The organism is Acidobacteriota bacterium (assembly GCA_003225175.1).
In the GTDB taxonomy this organism is placed as follows: domain Bacteria; phylum Acidobacteriota; class Terriglobia; order Terriglobales; family Acidobacteriaceae; genus Gp1-AA112.
Window position 1 is genome coordinate 127,655 of the sequence record QIBA01000028.1, and the last position, 23,081, is coordinate 150,735.

A 23,081-nucleotide genomic window follows, 5' to 3' on the forward strand; every position below is an offset into this window, starting at 1 on the left:
TCATCAAGATGTGGAATTCGTTCTCACCGTTGGAGAAGTTGGATTCGCCAGTCCAAGGGTTGCAAGATCGGCCTACGCAACCAGACATAACTTCCTGGGACGACAAGAGCGCGCAGCGCGGAATTCTCGCAGCCCAGCGGCGGGAGCCCTGCGTAGACGTCTCAACGATAGGCGCTCTCAATACTTTGGCATTCTCGTATCCACCTTATCTGCCCACGCCAGGATTCCGCCTGCCAGGTTCTTCACCTTGCGGAACCCCGCCTGGCGCAGGAAGTCAACGGCTTTGCCGCTGCGCACTCCTGAGCGGCAGTGGGCGACGATCTCGCGGCTGGAATCGAGTTCGTTCATGCGCTTCGGCAGATCGCCGAGTGGAATCAGGTGCCCGTTGAGATTGCAAATCTGATACTCGTGTGGCTCGCGGACATCGAGGATGTAGATGTCCTCACCGGCATCGAGGCGTCGCTTGAGTTCTTCCGGCTGAATCTCGGGGGCCGTCGTGCTTACTGGAGCTTCTTCGCCGCGAATGCCGCAGAACTCCTGGTAATCGATCAGTTCCGTAATGGTACGGTTGGGGCCACAGACTGGGCAGTCAGGATTTTTGCGCAGCTTGAGTTCGCGGAATTTCATGCCCAGCGCATCAACGAGCAGCAGACGTCCAATGAGCGGGTCACCAGCGCCGAGGATCAGCTTGATCGTCTCTGTCGCCTGGATCAGGCCTACAAGGCCGGGGAGAATGCCGAGAACTCCGCCTTCCGCGCACGAGGGCACCAATCCCGGCGGTGGTGGCTCGGGATATAAGCAGCGGTAGCACGGGCCATCTTTGGCGCCGAAGACGCTGGCCTGGCCTTCAAAGCGGAAGATTGATCCATAGACATTCAACTTGCCGCTGAGCACGCAAGCATCGTTCACGAGATACCGCGTGGGGAAGTTGTCCGTCCCATCGACGATGATGTCGAAGTCGCGGAAGATTCGCATGGCGTTGTCGCTGCTGAGGCGAGTATCAAATCGGCGAACCTCGACGAATGGGTTCATCGCTTCGATTTTGTCGGTGGCGGAGTCAAGCTTCGAGCGTCCTACATCTGCGGTGGAGTGAATGATCTGCCGCTGCAGATTCGTGAAGTCCACCACATCGAAGTCGACAAGACCGAGCGTGCCCACGCCCGCGGCGGCGAGATACAACGCGAGCGGCGAGCCGAGCCCTCCGGTGCCTATGCAGAGCACACTGGCTGCCTTCAGCTTCTGCTGACCTTCCATGCCGACCTCGGGCATGATCAAGTGCCGCGAGTAGCGGAGGATTTCGTCTTTACTGAGTGCGTTGGATACGAGAGTGGAGGTGGCCATTGGGTCCTAGTTTCTGGAGTCCCGAGCAGCCTGGCGAATCGGGTGATCGGGCCATCGGGTGATCGGGTGAAGTAAGTCCTGTTCCACGCCCCCTGCAATCGAGGGGATGATTGAGAGGTGGTCTCCTTCCTTCACTCGAGTATTTTCTTTCTCTGATAAATAACGGACATCTTCATCGTTCAGATACAGGTTCACGAAGGCGCGCAGCTTGCCGTCCTCGGTGTAGAGATGCCGTTTCAAATCGGGATGCGTGCTAGTGAGCTTGAACAGCGCATCGTTTATCGTGGACGCGTAAACCTCCACAGCGTCCTGCTTGCCTGCGTATTGCCGTAATGGAGTTGGGATGAAAATTTTCATGGTTTCAGCCGATGTTGTTCAATTTGAGACTTCACAAAAATCCCGAGAAATAGATGGATGATTTGGTCTATCCAGTCGATTCATTTGCAATCGCAGCAACTTCGGCCATTACGCCTACTGCTTCGTCTGCGAAGTGCTTGTTTTCTTCCGTCTCCCCCGCCAGCTCGAACGAATTTGTGATCTTCGCCTGACCGTGCTCGACGCTGGTAATCACGTACGAGCAGCCGATCCAATGCGCTTCTGCCAAGTCAGTTTGGGACCAGCGCGCGGGATGATCAGGATGTGAGTGGTAAAAGCCCACGATCTCGAAGCCTGCCTCGCGTCCCTGACGCTGAATGCGTACCAGCTCCTGCGGCGCGATGTGATAGCGGTTGTGCGGCGAGTCAGAACGCGTGTTTCCACAACGCACTGTTTTGGTTACGCTGCGTGTCTCGCCATCTGAACTCCCGAGCAGCACCCCGCAGCATTCGTGCGGGTACGTTTCTTCGCCGTGCCGGCGGATCGAGCTATATTCGATTTGGGAAATCCTAAGCATTGCCGACTTCACCCGATGACGCCATCACCTGGTTCCTTCATTCCTCCCATAGTCGCTCACTCACATATCTGTCAGCCGAATCGCACAGGATCGTCACAATCACCGCCTCGCCGTTCTCCGCAATCCATCCTGAATTTTCCAGCCGCTGGGCAAGCTCCAAAGCCCCGACCACTGCCGTGCCCGACGAAATCCCAACCAGCAGTCCCTCTTCTCGCGCAAGCCGCTTCAGCATCGCGTATGAAGCTTCAGTGGAAATGCCATGATCTTCATCCGCCAGCGACGGATCGTAGATCTTCGGCACAATGGCCGTCGCCATGTGCTTCAAACCTTCGAGTCCGTGGAAGGGCGAGTCCGGCTGGAGCGAGATGCACTTGATCTTCGGATTCAGTTCACGCAAGCGTCGCGTGCATCCGACGAACGTGCCGCTGGTTCCCATGGTCGCCACGAAGTGCGTGACGCGTCCTTCAGTCTGGCTCCAGATTTCGTTGGCTGTCGTGTGATAGTGGGCACGCCAATTGGCATCGTTCGAATACTGGTCGGCGTAAAAGTACTTGTCCGGCTCGCTGGCCGCCAGCTCGCGGGCTTGACGAATCGCTCCGTCGGAGCCGTCATTGGGATCCGTCCAGACGATCTCCGCGCCATACGCTTTCAGGATGCGTTTGCGCTCGAGCGACACATTGGACGGCATGCAAAGCTTGACCGGGAATCCACGTGCCGCGCCGATCATGGCATAGGCGATGCCGGTATTCCCGCTGGTGGCATCGAGCAGGGTACGGCCAGTGCCAAGCTGTCCATTGCGCTCGGCTTCACGAACGATATTCAGGGCTGGACGGTCCTTTACCGAGCCGCCGGGATTCGCCCATTCCCCCTTGCCCAGAATCTGGACTCTGGGCAGGCTCCCGGTGATCCTCGTCAGGCGCACCAAGGGCGTACTGCCAACGCGCTCAAGTTGTGTCTTTCCAAGCACTTGGCGTATCGCTTTCGGCGCTAATTGGGACGTAATCGCACTCACGTAATTTGCTCAGTCCCTCAGTCGTATGCGAAAGTAGCCGCTTACCGTTCCTAAAAGTCTAATGATGGCGTACGGGGCGGGGCAACAAACCGGCAGGCTTGGCTATCTACAGCACAACAGCCGGAAACCTGAGCTTCCGTAGCTCGCAGGACAGAGGCGAACGGGGGCTGGAAGACATAGCGAGATCGATGGCAAACAAAGTTGAAGCTGTGACATACGACCAGGCACTCGGCTGGTTACGAGATCATCAATTCGATGTTCTTGAGGCGCCCGGCGTTTCAAATCGTGTCTTCCTGAAGAAATACAACGTCTCTGCAGCGATCCAGCGCGACGAAGACGGCGGCGTCCGCCTCTTTGCCAAACCGGGATACCTGATAGGCAGCGAGATCGCGCGTCTGGTGGACAAAGGCTACCAGAAGTTCCTGAAGACCACAAAGAAGGAAATCCCCGCCACAGCCGATCACCTGAAGGCTATCCACAACTTTTCCGAGGAGCTGAAGGAGGCTACCGGCTCCATCAGCCTCTACAATGAAGGCCTCGGCACCGTCAGCGACCGCTACATGTACGACCGCGTGGAGGACCGCGACGATCCTACGTCGGTTCGGCCTGTCCGCCCCTGGGAAAAGAAAAGCGGCAATAAGCAATAGGCAATAGGGAATACGCAAAGCTAAAAAACGTGGATCCGGCCGCCTGCGGCCGGACTTTCGTTTTTAAGTCTTACGATCTCCAGTTCGCTGGACACTGTGGACTCCCATCGACGTGTGTATCGCTTACAACGCCGCACGCTGAGGATTGAAGCCTCGTCCGCCAGCCAGACGCTCCATCTCACTCTGGCTTACCTCGGCCACCCGCACATCGCAATCGCGCACGCCTCTGGTCTTTCTCAGTCTGCCGCGAATCTTGTCCGCTTCGCCGCGAAGTGCTTGGCCGGCGACGATTACGCATCCGTCCTCCACGGTGAAGTCGAGCATGCGCATGTGGCGAACGTCTCGGCCGAGCTGAGCGCGAACGCGGTCAAGGAGTATGTCATCGGAGATTTCGGAAGACCGGTCACGAATGGATGACTTGACTTCCCGCATTATTCCCACGAGGTGATTGCCCGCGTTTCGTAATTGCTTATTCGCCTCTCGCTGGGTCATGTGCACTGCGCGAATTGCTTTCTCGCGCAGCTTAGCGCGACGCGCATTGCCACGATTGGGATCCAGGATGTACATCAAACCAGCTCCGAGCGCGGTTCCGCCAACAAATGATCCGACGCAGCTTCCAATTCCAGCTCGCATAAGCCCTCCTTAAATTTTGCGGTAGCTTGATTAGAATTGGCGAGCGAGTAGGCGGTTGCGCGGACGATTATGGTTGGACCGCAGAGACACTGCTTTCAGTCATCATAGGTGACTGCTTTGCTGGCGCGAGCGCCTGTTCTACCACCCCCGCGACCTTCAGGATCAGTTCCTCCGAATTCGGCTGCCCCACAATTTGAACTCCGATTGGCAACCCTTCTGGTGACGAACCTGCGGGCAGAACCACGGCTGGATTTCCAAGTAGGTTGAACCATTGGGTGTAGCTCATCGCATCCATGTAGGAGATGCGTTTACCGGAGATAATCCATTCGCGCTCTGCGTGGCGAAAAGCCGGAATCGAGCACACCGGGCAGATCAGGACTGGTGCTCGATTCATCTGTTGCATCAGCCGAAGGCGAAGCTGGTCGCGTCCGAACCAGGCGGCCAGAAGCTCCTCTTTCGTGGGCGGATGATCGGAGTAGGTGAGAATCGCGCTGGTCTCGTGCTGACGGCCTTTGAACTCGGGTGCGAGCATCTCGGCAGCAAGTCGCACGAAGAGTGTCCACCAGTGCTCGCGAGCTTGGTTGAGAACGTCGGGCTCGAAATGCTCCACCCGCAGCCCGGCATCCCTCAATGCCGCTACTGCGGCTTTGACAGCTGCTCGCGTCTCAGAAGTCACAGGAGCTGTAGCATGCTCTTCGAGATATCCAACTGTGAGCTTCGGCAATTGTTCATCAGATGTTTCTCGTAACGGAATCGGCGTTGCCATCGGATCACCCGCATCGAATCCTGCAATCACGCGAAAGAGAAGACTGAGGTCCTCCACAGATCGAGCCATCGGGCCGACGACGCCAAGCAGAGCAAACGGCCCGCCACTCTCAGGCCAGTGTCCCGTAATAGGAATGCGTCCGGGGGTAGGTTTCAGCCCACAGATGCCGCTGAAATGCGCAGGTACACGGATCGAACCGCCTCCATCGCTGCCGATTCCTGCCGCACACAAGCCCGCAGCGATGGCCGCCGCATCGCCACCGCTGGAGCCGCCTGGCGTGCGCTCAGGATCCCAGGGACTATTGGTGCGTCCGTAGAGTGGATTGTCAGTGTGATATGCCATAAGCAACTCGGGAACGTTGGTGTTGCCGAGGACAATAGCTCCGGCTTTCTTGAGTCGTTGAACGAGAACCGCGTCTTGCTGCGCGACGAGTCCGGCGCGAGTAGGACTCCCACACTCGAATTTGAGTCCAGCAACTCCAATCGCACTCTTGATGCTGATAGGAACGCCATGAAGGGGACCCAGCGGATCGCTTTTCTCTACCATCTTCTCCGCTGCCTTAGCTTCGGCGAGTGCCTCGTCCATTCGCAATTCGATGAACGCATTCAGCTTCGGATTGAGCCGCTCGATTCTTGCAAGATGCGCTTCCACGAGTTCTGTAGGCGAAATTTGACGGCGCCGGACCTGTTCTGCCATTTCAGTTGCGGGCAGTTGGTGCAAGTTCATTGAAGTCGGACTACTGCAGGAAGTTTTGAATCAGTTTGGCGCCGTCTGGCGTGAGCACGCTTTCAGGATGGAACTGCACCCCTTCCACAGGAAGACTGCGATGGCGAAGCCCCATGATCACAGTTTTACCATTCTCTTCGCTGCGGGCAGAAATCTCGAGCTCTTTCGGCAAACTCTTCTCTTCGACTATCAGTGAATGATAGCGATTTGCGACCATGGGTGAATTCACGCCGCGGAAGATGGTGCGGCCATCATGCTCCACCATGCTGGTCTTGCCATGCATGATGCGATCAGAACGAATGACAGTTCCGCCAAATGCAGCGCCGATGGCCTGATGTCCAAGGCACACACCGAGGATCGGAATTTTGCCGGCGAAATGCCGAATCAGTTCCAGTGAGATACCGGCTTCGTTGGGAGTGCACGGCCCTGGTGACAACACGATTTTGCGCGGAGCCATCTCTTCGATCTCTTCCACCGTGACTTGATCATTGCGCCGAACCTGCACCTCTTCTCCGGTCTCGCCAATGTACTGAACAAGATTGAAGGTGAACGAGTCGTAGTTGTCGAGAACGAAGATCATGACCAGCTTCTAAGCTCCTGGGCTTCTGAGCCGTTGGTCCCAGCTATCACCCATGCTTTTTCAGAGCTTAGCAGCTCGGGAGCTTAGGAGCTTGGAAAGTTCATTCGTAATTCCTGGCCATCCCAACCGCGCGCAGCAGGGCCTTAGCCTTGTTCAAGCATTCCTGATATTCCGTTTCGGGAACGGAGTCCGCTACGATGCCGGCGCCAGCCTGCACATAGGCGCGGCGTCCCTGCATGAACATCGTGCGGATCGCAATGCATGAATCCAGATTGCCGGCGAAATCGGCATAGAGAATCGCTCCACCGTAAATGCCGCGCCGGACGGGCTCGAGCTCTTCGATGATTTCCATTGCTCGCACTTTGGGAGCGCCGCTGAGTGTGCCCGCTGGGAATGCAGCAGCGAAGGCGTCGATGGCATGAAGTTCCGGGCGGAGCTTGCTTTCAATCGCCGAGACTAAATGCATGACGTGGGAATAGCGCTCGACGAACATGAAGTCTTTTACCTGGACCGAGCCGTACTCGCTGACCCGCCCAAGATCGTTCCGTCCAAGATCCACAAGCATCACGTGCTCGGCACGTTCCTTCTCGTCCTCGCGCAGCTCCTGTTCCCAGCGACGATCTTCCTCGAGATCAGGACTGCGCGGCCGCGTTCCCGCGATGGGACGATATTCCAGTTTGTGGCCGCTTACGCGAACGAGCATCTCGGGTGAGGAGCCGAGTACCTGGAAATTGCGCGCCTGCAGGAAATACAGATACGGGGAAGGATTAATCATCCGCAGTGCGCGATAAATCTCGAAGGCTGGCACGCCGGGCTCGAGTTCCATGCGTTGAGAAAGAACGATCTGGAAGGCATCGCCGGCCCGAATATACTCTTTGGCTTTCAGGATGCTCTTGAGGAACGTGCTGCGGCCTGTGGTTTCCTTAAGCTTATAGCTCTCTTTGCGCGGACGTGCTCTTGGCCGCGATACTCCACGCGCCAGTTTCCGCTCCAGGCCGGCGATGTCCTTTACCGCACGTTCATATGCTTGCTTCGGCTGCTCATCCCGAACGTTAGCAACTGCGATGATGTGGATCTGCTTTCGCAGATGATCAAACGCCAGTACGCGATCAAAGAACATGAGAAAGGCGTCGGGGGCCTGGAGATCGTCTCGCGCCTCTTCCGGCAGTTTCTCCAGCTGACGCACGGCATCATAGGCAATGAAGCCGACAGCGCCGCAATTGAATGGCGGTAAGTCGGGCAAGGCAGCAGGCTGGTGTTCACGGAGCAATTTGGATAGAACGTCGAATAGTTTTCCTTTATTGCGCTCAACACTCCGCCCGCGCCGAATGCTGACCTGCTCCCCGCGACTTTCGAGAACCATGTAGGGACGAACACCGAGAAATGTGTAGCGTGCGATGCGTTCACCGCCTTCTACCGACTCCAGCAGAAAGGCCTCTTGCTCACCGGCAGAAATGCCGAGAAAGGCAGAGACCGGCGTGAGCAGATCGGCCATTACTGTCTTGACGACAGGGACGAGAGTCGCTGTCCGGGCGAGGTCCTGGAACTCTTTGAGTTGCGGTCGGAGCATCAATAGAGAAAAGAGCAAATTATACGTGGCGCCGAAATAACTGGGGTACTATGAGCGCAACGACACCCGCGATTTTTGGAATGGCCTGCGTTTATGACTCCCAGGCTGGAAGCAAATTTCGGATCAATCCTCGCCTCCGTCGGCGTAGGTTGGGCCATCTACCACGGCACCTATGTCGCTCACGACATCGTGCAGGGATTTACGGCCGTATATCTGAAGTCTGGTCCCTTGGAAATTTGCGCGATTGGGATTCTCATTTGGCTGCACGCAAAGTGGCGCAGCGCGACTCGCGTGGATAAGTAACGAGGGACTGACGTCGCGGAGAGAACCTTGCGAACTATTGCTCGCCTGCAGCAACCTTGAGTTCTCTTACCTCCGGTTCGCTCGGAGGTTCTGCAGGCTGCTCAGGCGCGGCCAACTGCGTAAGGATCTTTTCTGAATTCAGCAGCGTCCGACCCAATGAACTGTTGTATCCGCTCCACTCCGCTTCTGGATCGCGTTCGAAATGAGCGCGCATGCTTTCCATCTTTGAATCAAGATCATCGAGATAGTGCAGCATGAGCGCCTCAGGGAACATTGGAAGTTTGGGCGAGCCGAATTCGTATTTGCCGTGATGGCTGATGATCAGGTGCTCGATCAGAACCTTGAGTTCCGCGGGAAATCCCGGGACCAAAACGATCTTCTCGTGCAACATCTCAAGCTCGATGATCATGTGGCCGAGTAGCTGGCCTTTCGTCGTGTACGAGAATGAGCGCTGATAATTCAGCTCATAGATCTTACCGATGTCGTGCAGGAATGCGCCGGCGAGTAGAAGGTCGCGATTGATGTGCGGATACAGCGGGGCGACCGTGTCACACAATTTCATGAGCGAAACAACATGTTCGAGCAATCCCCCGATAAACGCATGATGCAATGACTTCGCAGCCGGCGCCTGGCGATATGCCTCCGCGATTTGCGGATCGCCCATGAAAGCCTCAAGCAACAATCGCAAGTAGTCATTCCTGAAGCTCGCCACATAAGCGCCCAGGGTTCGCCATAGCTCGTCAACGTCCTTATTAGTCTTGGGCAAGTAATCGGAGTACTCGATCTCAGCGTCTTCCATCCTCCGCAGTTTGTGGATGGTTAGCTGGTAGCGGCTCGAATACTTGTTGATCAGGCCCCGGATCTTGACGAAATCGTCCTGCTCGAATTTGTCGACCGCATCATTGACGTTGTCCCACATCTTGGCGTCGATCTGACCGGAGCGGTCGCACAGTGTAAGCGCCAGATAGATTTCTCCACTTTTCTTGGGCTTGATCTGTTTGGAGGAGACGAGGAAGGATGACGTGATGACTTGATTTTCCTGGCTGGCGGCGTCTTTGACGAAGAACTGCTTCATGAGCTGGTCCGGACGAAGCGATTCTACTTCAAGAGCAGCGATTAGCAATTAGCGATTAGCAATTAGCTATACCGAAATTGCCCTTATAGGGACTCGCGTCCCTGCCAGGTTTGGTTTGGCTAATCGCTAATTGCTAATCGCTGCCTGTTACAGAATCCCCAGCTTCTTTTTCTTCTTCCCTTTCTTCGCGGGGCTTGTGTCGGCAGCGGATGCTGTGGTGTAGATCGGCTTGGTTTGATTTGGACTGGCGCCGGTGTCGGCGAATCCTGGCTTGATGTCTATGTAGGCATCCTCACGAAGCTTTGTGAGATATGTTCGCAGCGCAGGCTGAAGTTTTTCGTAGTAGATGGCTTCTTGAATGCGATTCTCGACCTGCTTCAGGGGTGCGATTCCAGCCTGTACGTGTTCATTGGCCTTGAGGATTACGAAACCCTGTTTTGTGGGGATTACGTCTGAGACGTCGCCCGGCTTCATCTTGAAGGTGAGATCTTCCAATTCTTTGGCGAGGGTTCCGCGCTTGAATTGACCGAGTTCTCCGCCTTGATCAGCCGTCGGGCCGTCGGAGGATTTCTTCGCTACGTCTTCGAACTTTGTACCGCTCTTGATGCTTGCGAGGAGCTGTTTGGCCTTTTCTTCGGCGGCGCTAACCTTGGCGGGATCTTCCGGCGGCGGCGCTGCGTTGGGATCCACGTTTAGGTTCGCACTGCCGGTCGAGACGAGAATCTCTGACAGATCGACTGCCTCAGGCTGCTCCAGCTCTGCCTTGTGCCCGTTGTAATAGTCTTCAACTTCTTTTTGCGTGATCTGAATGTGCGGAGCAACCTCGTGACTGATCACCTGCTGCGTCACGATCTGATTGCGAATGCCAGCTTTGAAGTCTTCGAAGGAAACGCCCTGCTTCTGCGCCTCTTTCTCCAGGTCGTCCATGCTTTCCAGCTTGAGCTGCTTGCGCAGATCGTCGAGCCGCTTCACCAGCTCGGTGTCGCCGGTGATTCCCAGGTCCTTGCCCTTGCCCAGCAGCAATTGCTGATCGATCAAGTCACGCAGGACATCTTTTTCTTTTTCTTTAGCTCGCGTATCCGTGCCGGGAACGTTCTGTTGCTTCAGCTCCTGTTGAAGCTCTTCCCGGCTCCTGGCCAGGTCAGAACGGGTAATGATCGAGCTGTTGACGCGGGCGATGATCTCTTCGATTACCGTGTCGGCGGTGAGAGAACTGGCGAACAGCAGAATCGTCAAAAGATTGAGCAGGGACTTGTGTTTCATAGGAAGGCTGACTCCATTTTACCCCTCCAGCGCTGCGGACCGGTGCTTCTGAACGGCACTTTTCACGTGATACCCTCAACATCTATGTCGGCCCCCGATTCACGTTTTGTTCGCGCCTGTCGCCGGCAGCCGGTGGAGGTTACGCCGGTCTGGCTCATGCGTCAGGCGGGGCGCTACATGCCTGAGTATCGAAAGGTACGTAAGCAGCACACGATCCTCGAGATATGCAAGGACTCACAGCTCGCAGCCGAAGTAACGATAACTGCGGCTGAGCGCCTGGGAGTGGATGCTGCCATTATATTTGCCGACCTGCTACTGCCTTTGGCAGTGATGGGCCTGGACTTTGAGTTTGCTGAGCGCGATGGACCCAAGATTCATTCTCCCTTGCGCGATGCCAACGGCATCGCCCAGCTCAAGACCGATCGAGCCGCCGAATTGAGTTACGTGGCGGAGTCCGTGCGCCTGGTAGCTCGACACTTCGGCACACGTCTTCCGGTGATTGGCTTCTGCGGCGCTCCATTCACCCTGGCGAGCTACATGATTGAAGGCGGAGGATCGCGTACTTATGTCGAGACCAAACGCCTCATGTATAGCGATCCGGAAGCTTGGGATGAGCTTATGCGGCGCATCTCGCGCGTGCTGGTGCAATACGCGACCGAGCAGGTAAATGCAGGCGCTGACGCGTTGCAAGTCTTCGATAGTTGGGTAGGATGTCTTTCGCCGGCGGACTTCACTCGCTTCGTCCTGCCGCATACCAAGGCATTAGTTGCGGAGTTGAAGGCGACTGGCGCGCCCATCATCTACTTTGGAACCGACACGGCCACACTTCTGCCCTCGATAAAGCAAACTCGGGCGGAGGTAATTGGAATCGACTGGCGGATCCCGATCGACGATGCCTTTGAGATGTTGGGCGATAACTTCGCAGTTCAGGGGAACCTTGATCCCGTGGTGCTGTTCGCCTCGGAGGCCGAAGTCCGACGGCAGGCGCGTGATGTACTCGACCGGGCTTCCGGGCGTGCTGGTCATGTCTTTAATCTTGGGCATGGGATTCTGCCTGAAACGCCAGTTGAAAATGTGATCGCCCTGGTAGAGGAAGTACACGCCTACAGCGCGAAGCGCAGCCATGCGCGCGCTCCGAGCGTGGCATTCTGACAATGAAGACGGCTGTTCTACTGCTGGCTCACGGGACTCCAGACAATGTGTCGGAGATTCCCGAGTACATGCGCAATGTCACAGGCGGACGTCCAATTCCCGATTTGGTCATTCAGGAAGTCTCGCACCGGTACGGTTTGATCGGACATTCTCCGCTAACCGAGATCACCATGCATCAGGCGAGAATGCTTTCCGACGCACTGTCAATGCCGGTGTACGTGGGCATGCGCAATTGGAAGCCAGATATTCCAGAGGCAGTAAGAGCTATGCGAGCCGATGGCGTTGCCCATGTGGTGACGCTGTGTCTGGCTCCGCAGAATTCGCGTACCAGCGTTGGTCTCTACCGCAATGCGGCTTTCAAAGAGGCAGCCGGAATGGCAATCGACTTCGTGGATTCATGGCATGATCATCCCCGGCTCATTGAAGCGTTCGCAGATCGCTTGCAGGCTGCTCTCGCGAGAGTTGGCAGAGGGACTGTCGTTATCTTTACAGCCCACAGTGTTCCAGCGCGAACAATTTCGGAGGGAGATCCCTATGAGCAGCAAGCTAAAGAGACGGCGGCACTCGTAGCGCGTGAGGCGGGGATACCTGATTCGCAATGGGTATTCGCGTTTCAGAGTCAGGGAATGTCTGGTGGTCCGTGGATTGGGCCGACTGTTGAAGATACCCTGCGGGGCTTGAAGGACGAAGGATATTCGCAGGCGTTGATTCAACCGGTGGGATTTGTTTGCGATCACGTCGAAGTGCTCTACGACATCGATATCGGATTCCGTAAGTACGGTTCCCAAATTGGTATTAAGACCTGGCGCACCGAGTCTCTCAATGACTCGCCAACATTCATCGCAGCCTTAGCCGATCTGGTGCGGAAGCGGCTGGAGCGGCACGCAGGCGCTTCCTACATTTCAGCCTAGCCTCCAGTCCCCGCGTTCTCTCATCGCTGTCATGTTGCCGGCAAAAAATAAGGCCGCCATTCTGGCGGCCTTCCATATTCAGGAGGGAGAGTTGCTCAATCTTGGTCGTTGCTGGCGCGCTTCCAGTTCATGATCTCGCCTAGCGTAGTAGTTGAACTTGAAACCGGCTGCTTATAGGCTTCAACATCCGCACGGCTGGCCTCCTCGCCGACGGCGCGCAGACTCAAACCGACCTTTTTCTCTTCCGGATTCATCTTGATGATCTTGAAGTCATGCTCCTGTCCAGGCTCGAGCTTAATCGGAGTGCCATGTGAATCGGTCGCCTCAGAGTTGTGGCAAAGCCCTTCAACTCCTTCGGAGATTTCGACAAATGCACCAAACTGAGCTGTGCGCAGCACCTTGCCATGAACCACATCGCCGAGACGGTGGGAAGCGAAGAATGTCTCCCATACATCGGGCTGCATCTGCTTGATGCCGAGTGACAAACGGCGATGCTCAGGCTCAATCGCAAGCACCTGCGCCTTCACCTTCTCGCCCTTCTTCAGGACTTCGGAGGGATGCTTCACGCGCTTGGTCCAGCTCAGATTGCTGACATGCACCAATCCATCGATGCCGTCTTCGATCTCGATGAAGGCACCGAAATCGGTAAGGTTGCGAACCTTGCCTTCGACTACGCTGCCGACCGGATATTTCTCGTGCAGCTGCTCCCACGGATTCTGCTCGAGCTGCTTGAGTCCAAGAGAAATGCGGCGCTCCGTGGGGTTCACGTTGAGCACAACGGTCTCAACTTCGTCTCCTGGCTTCACGATCTTCGATGGATGCTTCATCCGCTTCGACCATGTCATTTCGCTTACGTGGACCAGACCTTCAATGCCTTGCTCCAGTTCTACGAAAGCTCCATAGTCGGTGACACTGAGAACACGTCCCTTCACATGAGCGCCGATCGGATATCGTTCTGCAGCATCGAGCCACGGGTCAGGAGTGAGCTGCTTGAAGCCTAGAGAAACGCGCTGCTTCTCCTTATCGAACTTCAGAACCTTCACGTGGATCTCGTCGCCTACATTCACAAGATCACGGGGATGCGTGAGGCGTCCCCATGACATGTCGGTGATGTGCAGCAGGCCATCGAGCCCGCCGAGATCAACGAACGCACCGTAATCGGTGAGGTTCTTGACTGAACCGGTAAGAACAGCTCCTTCTTCCAAGTGCTCAAGTGTTTTGGAGCGTTTATCCGCCTGCTCTTCTTCCAGCAGTTGTTTACGCGAAACCACGATATTGCCGCGCTTTTTGTTCAGCTTGATTACGCGGACGTCAATCTCATGGCCTTTAAAGCCGTCGAGGTTGCGGACCGGCTTCAGATCAACCTGGGAACCCGGCAGGAATGCGCGCACGCCACCCACATCCACGGATAGACCACCCTTGACGCGATCGACCACATAGCCTTTGATCGTGCTCTTGTCGTTGTAAGCCTTCTCGATGTCTTCCCAAACGCGGACACGGGCTGCCTTCTCATGCGACAGCAGGGCGTATCCTTCCTCTGTCTCACCGCGATCGCTGACCACGTCGATGCTGTCGCCCGGCTTGAAGCGCGGCTGGCCATCGCGTCCCATGACCTGGGCGATCGGTACCATGCCTTCGGACTTGGAGCCAACGTCCACGACAACATATTTGTCGGTCAGCTTTACCACGGTCCCTTTTTGGATATGGTCATCGGCGGGAGCGGCAGCTTCTGCGGCCGATTGCTCAGCCTCAAAGCTCTCCAGGGCAGCGGCGAAATCCATCTCCTCGCGTGGAGTCTCAGGCCCATGTTGAGCGCTGGTCTCATGCTCGGGAGCGGACGATTGTGGGTTTTCGGTGGCTAGTGCGGTGGTTTCAACAGTTTCGGTAGTCAGGGCTGTATTCTCGTGATTGGAATTTTGTGAGCTTCCAGGATGCGCGTTTACTGGCTGGGTCTCGTGGGAGGAAGTCTGCGTGCTTGCAGAGCCCTCTTCGACGATAGGGTTCAGGTCGCGGGCTGTGCTCTCTTCGAACAACATGGTCCTTCCCGCTCACGCTACGGGAATCGTCCCGAAAAGACAGAGGGTGGTGCCCCGGCTGCCCGCATGAGCGGAGTGATGGCTGCATAAGCTCTCTTGTGTGTGGGCCCGTTCGGGCTAGAGGAAACTCTGCGGCCGGATCGATAGACAACGCTTCCGCTGCTGATCGATATTCTGACTATAGCAATCGCTCGGAGACAGTGTCAAACCCCGCAAGCCCAAGTTGAACAGCGAGTTAAAGCTATTTTCGCGAACCCCAATGTAGCTCGTTTCAAGAGCACGTCAGAGAGACGCAGCAGCTGCGTCTTTAGCATGCTTTGGCGGTCCTCAAGAGACCCTCATCTATACTTGCCGCTCTTATGGACTATCTCTGGACGCCCTGGCGATATGCCTACATCACAGGGGCAAACGAGGGCCAGGGCTGCGTCTTCTGCGACAAGCGTCATGATGGGGACGACCGCAAGGCCTGGATCGTACACCGAGGGAGCCATTGCTACATCTGCCTCAATGCCTTTCCCTACACGTCAGGCCATGTAATGCTAATCCCCTACGATCACCTCGACGAACTCCAAAAGCTTCCCCAAGGGGCAGCCCAAGAAATGATGGAATTGTGCCAGCGCACCGAGAAGGTCTTGCGGAACCTCTACCGCCCAGATGGTATCAATCTGGGAATGAACATCGGGGCAGCCGCTGGAGCCGGGGTGGCTGGGCACATTCATATGCATGTCCTTCCCCGCTGGATCGCTGACGCGAACTTCATGACGGTAGTCGCCGAAACACGAGTGCTGCCAGAGGCGCTCGATATAACCTGGGAACGGATGAAGAAGGAGTTTGAAAAGCAGCCATAGGCAGCGATTAGCGATAAGCAATTAGCTATAGGAGTTGCGATTTAGCTAATCGCTTATCGCCGCTTTCAGGCAAACACTTCTTTCAATCGGCCCGTGTCCACGTCGTACACAAATCCACGTACAGTGATCTCTTTTTTCACCCAAGGATGCGATTTCAGCTTCTCGAGCTGTTTGCGGACATTTTCTTCCGGCTTCTTGAACGCGTAGAACCGCTCGGGGGAAAGGCTTGCCGTGCCGGCGTGGCGTTCGATCATTCCGCGCAGCTCATCCTCCGTAGAGCGCATGAGACCGCAGTCTGTGTGATTGATCACCATGAACTCCTCTGTCCCCAGCAGGTAATGCGAGATTAGAAGCGAGCGTAGGGCATCCTCTGTGACGATTCCACCGGCGTTGCGAATGATGTGCGCATCGCCGTCGTCGAGGCCGAGCGTTGTCTTGGTTAGGCGAGTGTCCATGCATGTAACGACGGCGAGCCGCCTCGTCGGACGTGGTGAGAGGTGGCGCGCCGTGTGCTTCTGCGCGTACTTCTCATTAGCGAGCAGGACTTCGTCGATCGTAGACATGAGCTCCTGATCTTTGTCATTCCGAGCGGATGCTCAGGCGTGCAGTTCGCGTGAGCAGGAGAGAGGAATCCCTATTGTGACCAAGATGAAGGCATCAACGAGAAGCATCGCAACTATAGGGATTCCTCACGCCAACAGCAGGCGTTTCGGAATGACCAATAAAAAAAGTCACTTCTTCTCTTTCCCGCGAGCCTTGATCCAAATCGGCGTTCCTTCAAACCCAAACGCGCGCCGAATTTGATTTTCGAGGAAGCGCTGATAAGAGAAATGCAGCTTTCCGGGACGATTCGTGAATGCCACGAACGTCGGAGGAGATACTGACACCTGAGTCAGGTACTGGATTCTCATCTTGTATCCCGGTGATGACGCGCGGTCGAAGTCAACTGACTTGAGAAAACGGTTCATTTCTCCCGTAGTGATTCGCTTGCGGCGTTCTTGCGCGACGCGTTCTATCGCAGTGAAGACTCGATCAACATTCTTGCCGCTGGTTGCCGAAATAAACAGCACCGGAGCGTAGCTCAGATACTTCAGCACAGTACGCAGCTGTTTCTCGAACAACTCCTGATCGGCGGCAGGCTTGCCATCCTGACGCTGTGAGCCGACCAAATCCCACTTGTTCACGACAATCACCACCGAGCGCCCGCTCTCATGCGCGTATCCACCGATCGTCGCATCGAGTGCGGTGACTCCTTCAATGGCATCGATCACCAGCAGAGCAACATCTGCAGCTTCGAGATGCTTGCGCGCCATCACCACGGAGAGCTTCTCCGCCATCAGTCTGGTTTTGCCTTTGCGGCGGATACCGGCAGTGTCGATGAAGCGATAACTCTGTTCGTCCCGCTCTACGACTTCATCCACAGCGTCGCGCGTGGTGCCGGCAATTGGAGACACGATAGCTCGCGACGTACCGGTGAGCTGATTCAGCAATGTCGACTTGCCGACGTTGGGTCTGCCGATAATTGCAATTTTCGTCTCTGCCGGCTCTTGTCGCCGAGGCTGTTCCACTTCTGTTTCGGCCGGGATAGACACAGCCGAGGGCGGCTGTGCCACACTCGTTTCCGCCAGCTGGGCCGAGGCCGGCATCAACTCAAGTGCGGCGTCCAGAAACTCGCCCAGGCCATTTCCATGCTCTGCTGAGACAGGAAAAACATTCTTGATGCCGAGCCGGCGGAATTCTTCCGCTCCTGCTTCCAGCTTGGGAGAATCGATTTTGTTGACCGCAAGCATTACGGGCTTGCCGCTGCGGATGAGCAATCGCGCCAGCTCTATATCGGGAGAGGCCAGTTCAGTACGACCATCCACCACCATCGCGATCACGTCCGCTTGTTCAAACGCCACCCGTGCCTGCCGATAAATCTCAGAGGGAATCAGTTGCTTGTCATCAGGAATGATTCCGCCGGTATCGACGACTTCGATTTCGCGGCCATTCCATTGGGCTTTGCCGTACAGGCGATCGCGTGTGATTCCCGGCTCATCTCCGACGATGGATCGTCTCCTGCCGATCAGACGGTTGAAAAGAGTGCTCTTGCCGACGTTAGGACGTCCGACAATCGCCAGCATGGGCGTGTGCTTCTCGGCTGTGGCACGCCGGTGATTAAGCAAGTTGGGGGAAGACTTAGGCAATGACTTTGATTTCGCGGAGAGTTGCAACAACCAAGTTATTATAGAGACTCGCTCCGCGATGCTCGTGCGCGGCCCGGGCTCCCTTGTCTTCTGTTCCTCAAAATGCGATTGCGCCGCAGCCGGCTCGAGTTACAGGCTCGCTGCATTCATTCTTCGCTCCCGGAGGAGCACTTTCCCGCTGCCATCCTGCATACGAGTTCCGGCGGGGACAGCTCCAGATGGCCGAAGCGGTCGAGCAGGCGATTAACGACAAACGACACCTGCTCGTCGAAGCCGGCACCGGAACGGGCAAGACGCTCGCCTATCTGCTGCCAGCGATTCGTTCCGGCAAACGTGTAATCGTCTCGACGGGCACGAAGAATTTGCAGGAGCAGCTCTTCTATAAAGATGTTCCTTTTCTGGAACAAGTTTTGTTCCCCGGAGCGGCCGTTGAAGGTAAGCTGCGCGTCTGTTACATGAAAGGACGCAATAATTATCTCTGTCGGCAAAAGCTCTATGACCTCAAAAATCAGCCGATCCTCCGGGAACTCGCCGAGGTCGAGCAGTACCAGGCCATTGCGGAATGGGAACAGCATACCGAGACGGGTGACCGCGCGGAGATCGCGGGCCTGCCTGAATCGAGCGCTCTCTGGCACAAAATTGACGCTCGCTCAGATGCGTGCACGGGGCAGAAGTGCCCGCAATTCAATCGCTGCTTCATTACCGAGATGCGCCGTCGCGCGCTCGAAAGCGATATCGTTATCGTTAACCATCATCTTTTCTTCGCAGATCTGGCCATCAAGCGGGCCACCGATGAAGCGCCGGATGTCGGAGTACTTCCCGAAGCCGGAATCGTGATCTTCGACGAAGCCCACGAGCTGGAAGAAGTGGCCGGCAGCTACTTCGGAGTCTCGGTAAGCAATTTGCGTCTCGACGAACTCGCGCGCGACGTCGAGACAATGCTACGCCAGCGCCAGACGCTACCGGCGGCGGTTGCCACGGCCTGCAACAACCTGCGTGAGCGTTCTCAATTCTTTTTTGGACTAATCCCTTGCGGTGAAGGCCGCTTTGCTTTTAACAATCGCGAGGGATTTCTCGAAGAGAACGGCGACGAATATATCTCCGTCTTAAATGCGTTTACGCGCCTCGCGGCCGAGCTCGAACGCATCGAGCAAAAGCCGGAAGAATTGTTCCAATTCATGCGGCGCGCAGAGGAGCTTAAGGTCCAGCTCTCGTTCATTCTGGAATCCAAAGATCGCAACACCGTCTTCTGGATCGAACGCCGCGGTGGACGCGGGCGATCCGGCGCCAAAATCGTCTCGTTGCAAGCAACTCCCATCGACGTTTCTCAGCTGCTGCGTCAAACGCTATTTGAGAATCTGGATACTGCTGTTCTCACCTCGGCGACGCTGGCTGTGAGCAATGGCTTCGAATATATCCAGCGACGACTGGGACTCGACCACGCGCGCGCGCTGATCGTGCCCTCCCATTTCGACTATTCGCGTCAGGCGGTGCTCTACGTGCCTCCGGATCTTCCCGATCCTCGCAGCGATCAGTTTGCTCCACGAGCAGCGCAGGTGATGCGTCGCGTGCTCGAAGTCACACAAGGCCGCGCCTTCTGTCTATTCACCAGCTACTCGCAAATGCACGACATCTACGAACGTCTGCTAGGCGAGCTCGAATATCCCATGCTCATCCAGGGCTCAGCGCCCCGCAGCGCGTTGCTCGAAGAGTTCCGCACCACTCCGAATGCGACCCTCTTCGCAACTTCATCGTTCTGGCAGGGAGTGGACGTACAGGGCGAGCAGCTTAGCTGCGTGATTATCGACCGACTTCCTTTTGCTGTGCCCAATGATCCAGTAGTCGCAGCTCGCGTCGCAGCGATTGCTGCTGATGGTGGCAATCCGTTTATGGAGTACCAGGTTCCCGGAGCAGTGATCACGTTAAAGCAGGGATTTGGCCGTTTGATTCGTTCCCTTCATGATCGCGGCGTTCTGGTACTGCTGGACAATCGCATCCACCGCCAGCGCTATGGGCGGGTGTTCCTCGAAAGCCTGCCGAAGTACGGAATGGCGAATGGACTCGAAGACGTCGAACAGTTCTTTCATGATGAATCCGTCTCATCATGAGTGCGATTCATTATCGTAATGGGGAGCATCGCTACAATCCTTGCAGTGAGCTTCCTCACCAAAGTTCGCCTCCTCTGGACCGCCTGCATCGCCCTCTTCATCTCTGCTGTCGTCGGTATGCGTTGGGGAGCGCAGATTAGCATCGCGATGCTGCCCAAGCCGCAGCGAGCCTTTGCCGATGCGGAATTACTGCGCAGCCTATGGGTTACACGCAGCATCTTTCTTCTTATCCTGGCTGCCGCCTGCGGCCTGCTCGGGATCTACTACAGCCTTCGCGCCAGCGAGCGCTAAGCGCCTGCAAAATCCTCGCGATACAATAGACACAAGTCCTCTGATTGGCTGTAAAAGCCTTTTGGCGCCGGAAACCTAATTCCTGCATTTATCTCTCTGCGAGGACAATTCTGAGGAAGCATGTACGAAGTTACTGTTGAAGACAGCTTTGCCGCGGGACACTACCTGCGCAATTACCGTGGGAAATGCGAGAACCCGCACGGCCATAATTACAAGGTGCGTATCACGCTGCAAGGCCGCGAACTCGATCAGGCCGGGCTGCTGCTCGATTTCAAGGAGCTGAAAATGGTGATGAAGCCAGTGATCGAGCGGCTCGATCATCGCATGATCAACGACGTGGCTCCGTTCACTACGCTGAATCCTTCGGCCGAGAATCTGGCAAAATTTTTCTTCGACGAGACTAACGTTACTCTTAAGAGCTCAACCTCAGGCCGCGTCAGCGTAAAGCAAGTGACCATCTGGGAGACGGATACGACGACAGCGAAGTATTCGGAGTAAATAGCAACAAGCAATAAGCGATTGGCATAAGGAGAGAAAACCGAGCCCCGCTGTTGCTTATCGCTTATTGCCGCTTTCATGTACATCATCGAAATTTACAAATCTGTTCAGGGTGAGTCTTCCTTCGCAGGCCTCCCATGCATCTTCGTGCGCCTCGCCGGATGCAATCTTCGGTGCACCTGGTGCGACAGCGAGTACACATTTACCGGCGGCCGCAAGATGTCTGTCGATGAAGTCCTCGCGGAAGTGAAGAAGCTGGCTCCGGTGACTCTGCTCGAGATCACGGGCGGGGAACCGATGCTTCAGGAACGGGAGCTCATGCCGTTGATAGAGAGACTGCTTGCGGACGGTTGCGAGGTGCTGATCGAGACCAGCGGCGAACGTCCGTTAAGGAATGTTCCCAAATCGGTTCATAAGATCGTAGATGTGAAGTGTCCGGCTTCGGGAGAAGGCGGCAGCTTCCGCATAGAGAATCTAGACGCGCTTACCAGGAACGATGAGGTGAAGTTCGTTATCGCCGATCGCACCGACTACGAATTCGCTCGCGATTTCGTTCGCGAACATGGGTTGGAATCGCGCGTCCGAGATGTTCTGTTTTCCCCTGCGTTTCGCAAGGATGCGGGTCCGGAACGCGACGCCTCGAACTGCCTGCTCGATCCGAGGGAACTCGTCGAATGGATCTTGGCCGATGGGCTCAATGTGCGTCTCGGTCTGCAGATACACAAGTTCATTTGGGAACCGATGACGAAGGGAGTCTGAAGAATCGGGTGATCGGGCCATCCGGTGAAGTGAGAACTGGCTGTCAGCTATCGGCTGTCGGCTTTCGGCCAGAAATGGTTCTTGAGTAATTCACAAGAGGCATATTGGCGGAACGCCGAGTGCCGACCGCCGAAAGCCTGTTTTCATTTCACCCGATTCTTCTTGCTGCCGCTTGAAGCGGGCACCATGTTGGATTTACCTTTTTCTGTTGGGATCAGCGCTACGGAAGCGTAAGCGCTGATTAGAGATGCTGTTATCGATGGGTGCGGAGGAACTTATGAGACTCAAAACAGGCGCTATTGCTTTCCTTTTCGTGCTGCTTAGCGCAATTAGTGCGTTGGCGCAGACCGCCACTATAAAAGGAACGGTCAAAGACGCGAATGGCGGAATGCCCGGTCTGGCTGTGCAGCTGAAGGATTCCGAGACCGGCCGCAAGTACAACCTTAAGACCGACAAGAAAGGGGAATTCTTCAGTATCGGTGTTTCTCCCGGCAAGTATGACGTCGCCGTCAGCAAAGACGGCAAGGTTGTCTACACGACCAAGTTCCAGGTCTCGCTCAACCTCGACGTAAATCAGCTCGATATCGATCTCACTCCAGCTCCGGCAGCTCCGGCAGGACAAGAAGCTCCTCAGCAGCCGCCTCCACAAGCACAGCAGCCAACGCAACAACGCAAGCTGACCGAGGAAGAGAAGAAGCAGATAGAAGAGATCAACAAGAAAAACGCCGAGGTCACCAAGGAGAACGCCAAGATCGGGAATCTCAACACCCAAATCAAGGAAGCCCAGGCGGACATGACCGCCAAGAACTACGATGCCGCCGTCCAGGTGATGCAACAGGCAGCAGAGGCTGACAACGGGCAGCACGATCAGGTGTATGGGATTTACGGTGACGCCTTGCTGGGGGCCAAGAAATATCCGGAGGCGATCGACGCTTACAGCAAAGCGATCCAACTCGGAGCTGCATCCACGCGCCCCAACTCCAAGCAGATGCTGGCTTCCTATTACAACAATGTTGGCCAGGCGTATGCTCGCACCAACAAGATCCCTGAGTCGGTGGGCGCCTACAACAAAGCCGCCGAGCAGGATCCCACGCGCGCTGCGCAGTTTTATTACAACGAAGGCGCCGTGCTGACCAATACGGGGAAGGTGGACGAAGCTAACGCCGCTTTCACCAAGGCGATCCAGGCAGACCCCACCCACGCGGACGCTTACTATCAACGCGCGATCAATTCCCTACAAAAGGCGACTGTGGATAAGCAAGGCAAGATGATCCCGCCGCCAGGCACTGTAGATGACTTCAATAAGTATCTGGAGCTACAGCCGACCGGGCCTTACGCCGATGGCGCCAAACAAATGCTAGATACCCTCGGGGCGAAGGTGACGACTGGTTTCAAGACCAAGAAGTAATAGGCTCAAGAAATTGCCTGAGAGTGCGGAAGCCTCTCAGGCAATCTTGCCTGGATGGCTAATCGAAGTGATTCAC

At 56.0% G+C, this 23,081-nt stretch carries 21 protein-coding genes and 1 pseudogene; 10 read left to right on the forward strand and 12 right to left on the reverse strand.

Annotated elements, in window-relative coordinates; all coding sequences use genetic code 11:
- Positions 1-177: 177 nt before the first annotated feature.
- The 3 genes and pseudogenes from DMG62_01600 to DMG62_01610 form a co-directional block, all read right to left on the reverse strand.
- A pseudogene (locus DMG62_01600) lies at positions 178-1,698 on the reverse strand (molybdenum cofactor biosynthesis protein MoeB).
- A gap of 67 nt (positions 1,699-1,765) precedes the next feature.
- Entirely contained in the window at positions 1,766-2,233 is a 468-nt protein-coding gene (locus tag DMG62_01605; GenBank protein PYY24809.1) for a hypothetical protein, read from the reverse strand.
- Positions 2,234-2,270: 37 nt separating this feature from the next.
- Complete coding sequence (locus DMG62_01610) at positions 2,271-3,209, reverse strand: cysteine synthase (protein PYY24852.1); 939 nt, start codon at positions 3,207-3,209, stop codon at positions 2,271-2,273.
- Between the two features lie 224 nt (positions 3,210-3,433).
- Between DMG62_01610 and DMG62_01615 the strand changes: the two genes are divergently transcribed.
- Positions 3,434-3,892, forward strand: coding sequence for a hypothetical protein (locus tag DMG62_01615; GenBank protein ID PYY24810.1), 459 nt, complete (start codon positions 3,434-3,436; stop codon positions 3,890-3,892).
- A gap of 123 nt (positions 3,893-4,015) precedes the next feature.
- On the opposite strand, the gene DMG62_01620 is transcribed toward DMG62_01615, so the two are convergent.
- From DMG62_01620 to trpE, 4 genes are all read right to left on the reverse strand, one after another.
- Positions 4,016-4,525: a transporter gene (locus DMG62_01620; GenBank protein PYY24811.1), complete on the reverse strand. Its 510-nt coding sequence runs from the start codon at positions 4,523-4,525 to the stop codon at positions 4,016-4,018.
- A 67-nt stretch (positions 4,526-4,592) separates the two neighbouring features.
- Positions 4,593-6,017 carry an amidase gene (locus DMG62_01625; GenBank protein PYY24812.1) on the reverse strand — a complete coding sequence of 475 codons (1,425 nt, stop codon included), beginning with the start codon at positions 6,015-6,017 and terminating at the stop codon, positions 4,593-4,595.
- A 10-nt stretch (positions 6,018-6,027) separates the two neighbouring features.
- Complete coding sequence (locus DMG62_01630) at positions 6,028-6,597, reverse strand: aminodeoxychorismate/anthranilate synthase component II (GenBank protein ID PYY24813.1); 570 nt, start codon at positions 6,595-6,597, stop codon at positions 6,028-6,030.
- Between the two features lie 100 nt (positions 6,598-6,697).
- Positions 6,698-8,167, reverse strand: a complete 1,470-nt coding sequence (gene trpE, locus DMG62_01635) for an anthranilate synthase component I (GenBank protein ID PYY24814.1) — start codon at positions 8,165-8,167, stop codon at positions 6,698-6,700.
- Between the two features lie 93 nt (positions 8,168-8,260).
- On the opposite strand from trpE, the gene DMG62_01640 reads away from it, so the two are divergent.
- Entirely contained in the window at positions 8,261-8,470 is a 210-nt protein-coding gene (locus tag DMG62_01640; GenBank protein ID PYY24815.1) for a hypothetical protein, read from the forward strand.
- 34 nt (positions 8,471-8,504) lie between these two features.
- Here the strand turns inward: DMG62_01640 and DMG62_01645 are convergent, their stop codons facing one another.
- Both DMG62_01645 and DMG62_01650 read right to left on the reverse strand, forming a co-directional pair.
- Positions 8,505-9,545, reverse strand: a complete 1,041-nt coding sequence (locus DMG62_01645) for a phosphohydrolase (GenBank protein PYY24816.1) — start codon at positions 9,543-9,545, stop codon at positions 8,505-8,507.
- A 147-nt stretch (positions 9,546-9,692) separates the two neighbouring features.
- On the reverse strand, positions 9,693-10,808 hold the full coding sequence (locus DMG62_01650) for a hypothetical protein (protein PYY24817.1): 1,116 nt from the start codon (positions 10,806-10,808) through the stop codon (positions 9,693-9,695).
- A gap of 84 nt (positions 10,809-10,892) precedes the next feature.
- Here DMG62_01650 and hemE point away from each other — a divergent pair, with 84 nt between their 5' ends.
- Both hemE and hemH read left to right on the forward strand, forming a co-directional pair.
- Complete coding sequence (hemE, locus tag DMG62_01655; protein ID PYY24818.1) at positions 10,893-11,960, forward strand: uroporphyrinogen decarboxylase; 1,068 nt, start codon at positions 10,893-10,895, stop codon at positions 11,958-11,960.
- A 2-nt stretch (positions 11,961-11,962) separates the two neighbouring features.
- Entirely contained in the window at positions 11,963-12,871 is a 909-nt protein-coding gene (gene hemH, locus DMG62_01660; GenBank protein ID PYY24819.1) for a ferrochelatase, read from the forward strand.
- 95 nt (positions 12,872-12,966) lie between these two features.
- Here the strand turns inward: hemH and DMG62_01665 are convergent, their stop codons facing one another.
- Positions 12,967-14,907 (reverse strand): 30S ribosomal protein S1, encoded by a 1,941-nt coding sequence (locus DMG62_01665; GenBank protein PYY24820.1) that lies wholly within the window; start codon positions 14,905-14,907, stop codon positions 12,967-12,969.
- A gap of 359 nt (positions 14,908-15,266) precedes the next feature.
- Between DMG62_01665 and DMG62_01670 the strand changes: the two genes are divergently transcribed.
- Positions 15,267-15,755 (forward strand): HIT family hydrolase, encoded by a 489-nt coding sequence (locus DMG62_01670; protein ID PYY24821.1) that lies wholly within the window; start codon positions 15,267-15,269, stop codon positions 15,753-15,755.
- A 65-nt stretch (positions 15,756-15,820) separates the two neighbouring features.
- On the opposite strand, the gene DMG62_01675 is transcribed toward DMG62_01670, so the two are convergent.
- Complete coding sequence (locus tag DMG62_01675) at positions 15,821-16,318, reverse strand: hypothetical protein (protein PYY24822.1); 498 nt, start codon at positions 16,316-16,318, stop codon at positions 15,821-15,823.
- A gap of 168 nt (positions 16,319-16,486) precedes the next feature.
- The gene (gene der, locus DMG62_01680) at positions 16,487-17,878 is read right to left on the reverse strand and encodes a ribosome biogenesis GTPase Der (protein ID PYY24823.1); all 1,392 of its coding nucleotides are present in this window, start codon (positions 17,876-17,878) and stop codon (positions 16,487-16,489) included.
- Positions 17,879-18,024: 146 nt separating this feature from the next.
- On the opposite strand from der, the gene DMG62_01685 reads away from it, so the two are divergent.
- The 5 genes from DMG62_01685 (at position 18,025) to DMG62_01705 (ending at position 23,005) form a co-directional block, all read left to right on the forward strand.
- The gene (locus tag DMG62_01685) at positions 18,025-20,049 is read left to right on the forward strand and encodes a helicase (GenBank protein PYY24824.1); all 2,025 of its coding nucleotides are present in this window, start codon (positions 18,025-18,027) and stop codon (positions 20,047-20,049) included.
- Positions 20,050-20,067: 18 nt separating this feature from the next.
- On the forward strand, positions 20,068-20,340 hold the full coding sequence (locus DMG62_01690; GenBank protein PYY24825.1) for a hypothetical protein: 273 nt from the start codon (positions 20,068-20,070) through the stop codon (positions 20,338-20,340).
- Between the two features lie 120 nt (positions 20,341-20,460).
- Positions 20,461-20,838: a 6-carboxytetrahydropterin synthase QueD gene (queD, locus tag DMG62_01695; GenBank protein ID PYY24826.1), complete on the forward strand. Its 378-nt coding sequence runs from the start codon at positions 20,461-20,463 to the stop codon at positions 20,836-20,838.
- A 78-nt stretch (positions 20,839-20,916) separates the two neighbouring features.
- Positions 20,917-21,597, forward strand: coding sequence for a 7-carboxy-7-deazaguanine synthase (locus DMG62_01700; GenBank protein ID PYY24827.1), 681 nt, complete (start codon positions 20,917-20,919; stop codon positions 21,595-21,597).
- A 247-nt stretch (positions 21,598-21,844) separates the two neighbouring features.
- Complete coding sequence (locus tag DMG62_01705) at positions 21,845-23,005, forward strand: hypothetical protein (protein ID PYY24828.1); 1,161 nt, start codon at positions 21,845-21,847, stop codon at positions 23,003-23,005.
- The last annotated feature ends 76 nt before the right edge of the window (positions 23,006-23,081 follow it).

Bases quoted from the DNA above. Each gene is read 5' to 3' on its own strand.
- DMG62_01605 (PYY24809.1), bottom strand. From the start codon at position 2,233: ATGCTTAGGATTTCCCAAATCGAATATAGCTCGATCCGCCGGCACGGC.
- DMG62_01615 (PYY24810.1), top strand. From the start codon at position 3,434: ATGGCAAACAAAGTTGAAGCTGTGACATACGACCAGGCACTCGGCTGG.
- DMG62_01620 (PYY24811.1), bottom strand. From the start codon at position 4,525: ATGCGAGCTGGAATTGGAAGCTGCGTCGGATCATTTGTTGGCGGAACC.
- DMG62_01625 (PYY24812.1), bottom strand. From the start codon at position 6,017: ATGAACTTGCACCAACTGCCCGCAACTGAAATGGCAGAACAGGTCCGG.
- DMG62_01630 (PYY24813.1), bottom strand. From the start codon at position 6,597: ATGATCTTCGTTCTCGACAACTACGACTCGTTCACCTTCAATCTTGTT.
- trpE (PYY24814.1), bottom strand. From the start codon at position 8,167: ATGCTCCGACCGCAACTCAAAGAGTTCCAGGACCTCGCCCGGACAGCG.
- DMG62_01640 (PYY24815.1), top strand. From the start codon at position 8,261: ATGACTCCCAGGCTGGAAGCAAATTTCGGATCAATCCTCGCCTCCGTC.
- DMG62_01645 (PYY24816.1), bottom strand. From the start codon at position 9,545: ATGAAGCAGTTCTTCGTCAAAGACGCCGCCAGCCAGGAAAATCAAGTC.
- DMG62_01650 (PYY24817.1), bottom strand. From the start codon at position 10,808: ATGAAACACAAGTCCCTGCTCAATCTTTTGACGATTCTGCTGTTCGCC.
- hemE (PYY24818.1), top strand. From the start codon at position 10,893: ATGTCGGCCCCCGATTCACGTTTTGTTCGCGCCTGTCGCCGGCAGCCG.
- hemH (PYY24819.1), top strand. From the start codon at position 11,963: ATGAAGACGGCTGTTCTACTGCTGGCTCACGGGACTCCAGACAATGTG.
- DMG62_01665 (PYY24820.1), bottom strand. From the start codon at position 14,907: ATGTTGTTCGAAGAGAGCACAGCCCGCGACCTGAACCCTATCGTCGAA.
- DMG62_01670 (PYY24821.1), top strand. From the start codon at position 15,267: ATGGACTATCTCTGGACGCCCTGGCGATATGCCTACATCACAGGGGCA.
- DMG62_01675 (PYY24822.1), bottom strand. From the start codon at position 16,318: ATGTCTACGATCGACGAAGTCCTGCTCGCTAATGAGAAGTACGCGCAG.
- der (PYY24823.1), bottom strand. From the start codon at position 17,878: ATGCTGGCGATTGTCGGACGTCCTAACGTCGGCAAGAGCACTCTTTTC.
- DMG62_01690 (PYY24825.1), top strand. From the start codon at position 20,068: ATGGGGAGCATCGCTACAATCCTTGCAGTGAGCTTCCTCACCAAAGTT.
- queD (PYY24826.1), top strand. From the start codon at position 20,461: ATGTACGAAGTTACTGTTGAAGACAGCTTTGCCGCGGGACACTACCTG.
- DMG62_01700 (PYY24827.1), top strand. From the start codon at position 20,917: ATGTACATCATCGAAATTTACAAATCTGTTCAGGGTGAGTCTTCCTTC.
- DMG62_01705 (PYY24828.1), top strand. From the start codon at position 21,845: ATGCTGTTATCGATGGGTGCGGAGGAACTTATGAGACTCAAAACAGGC.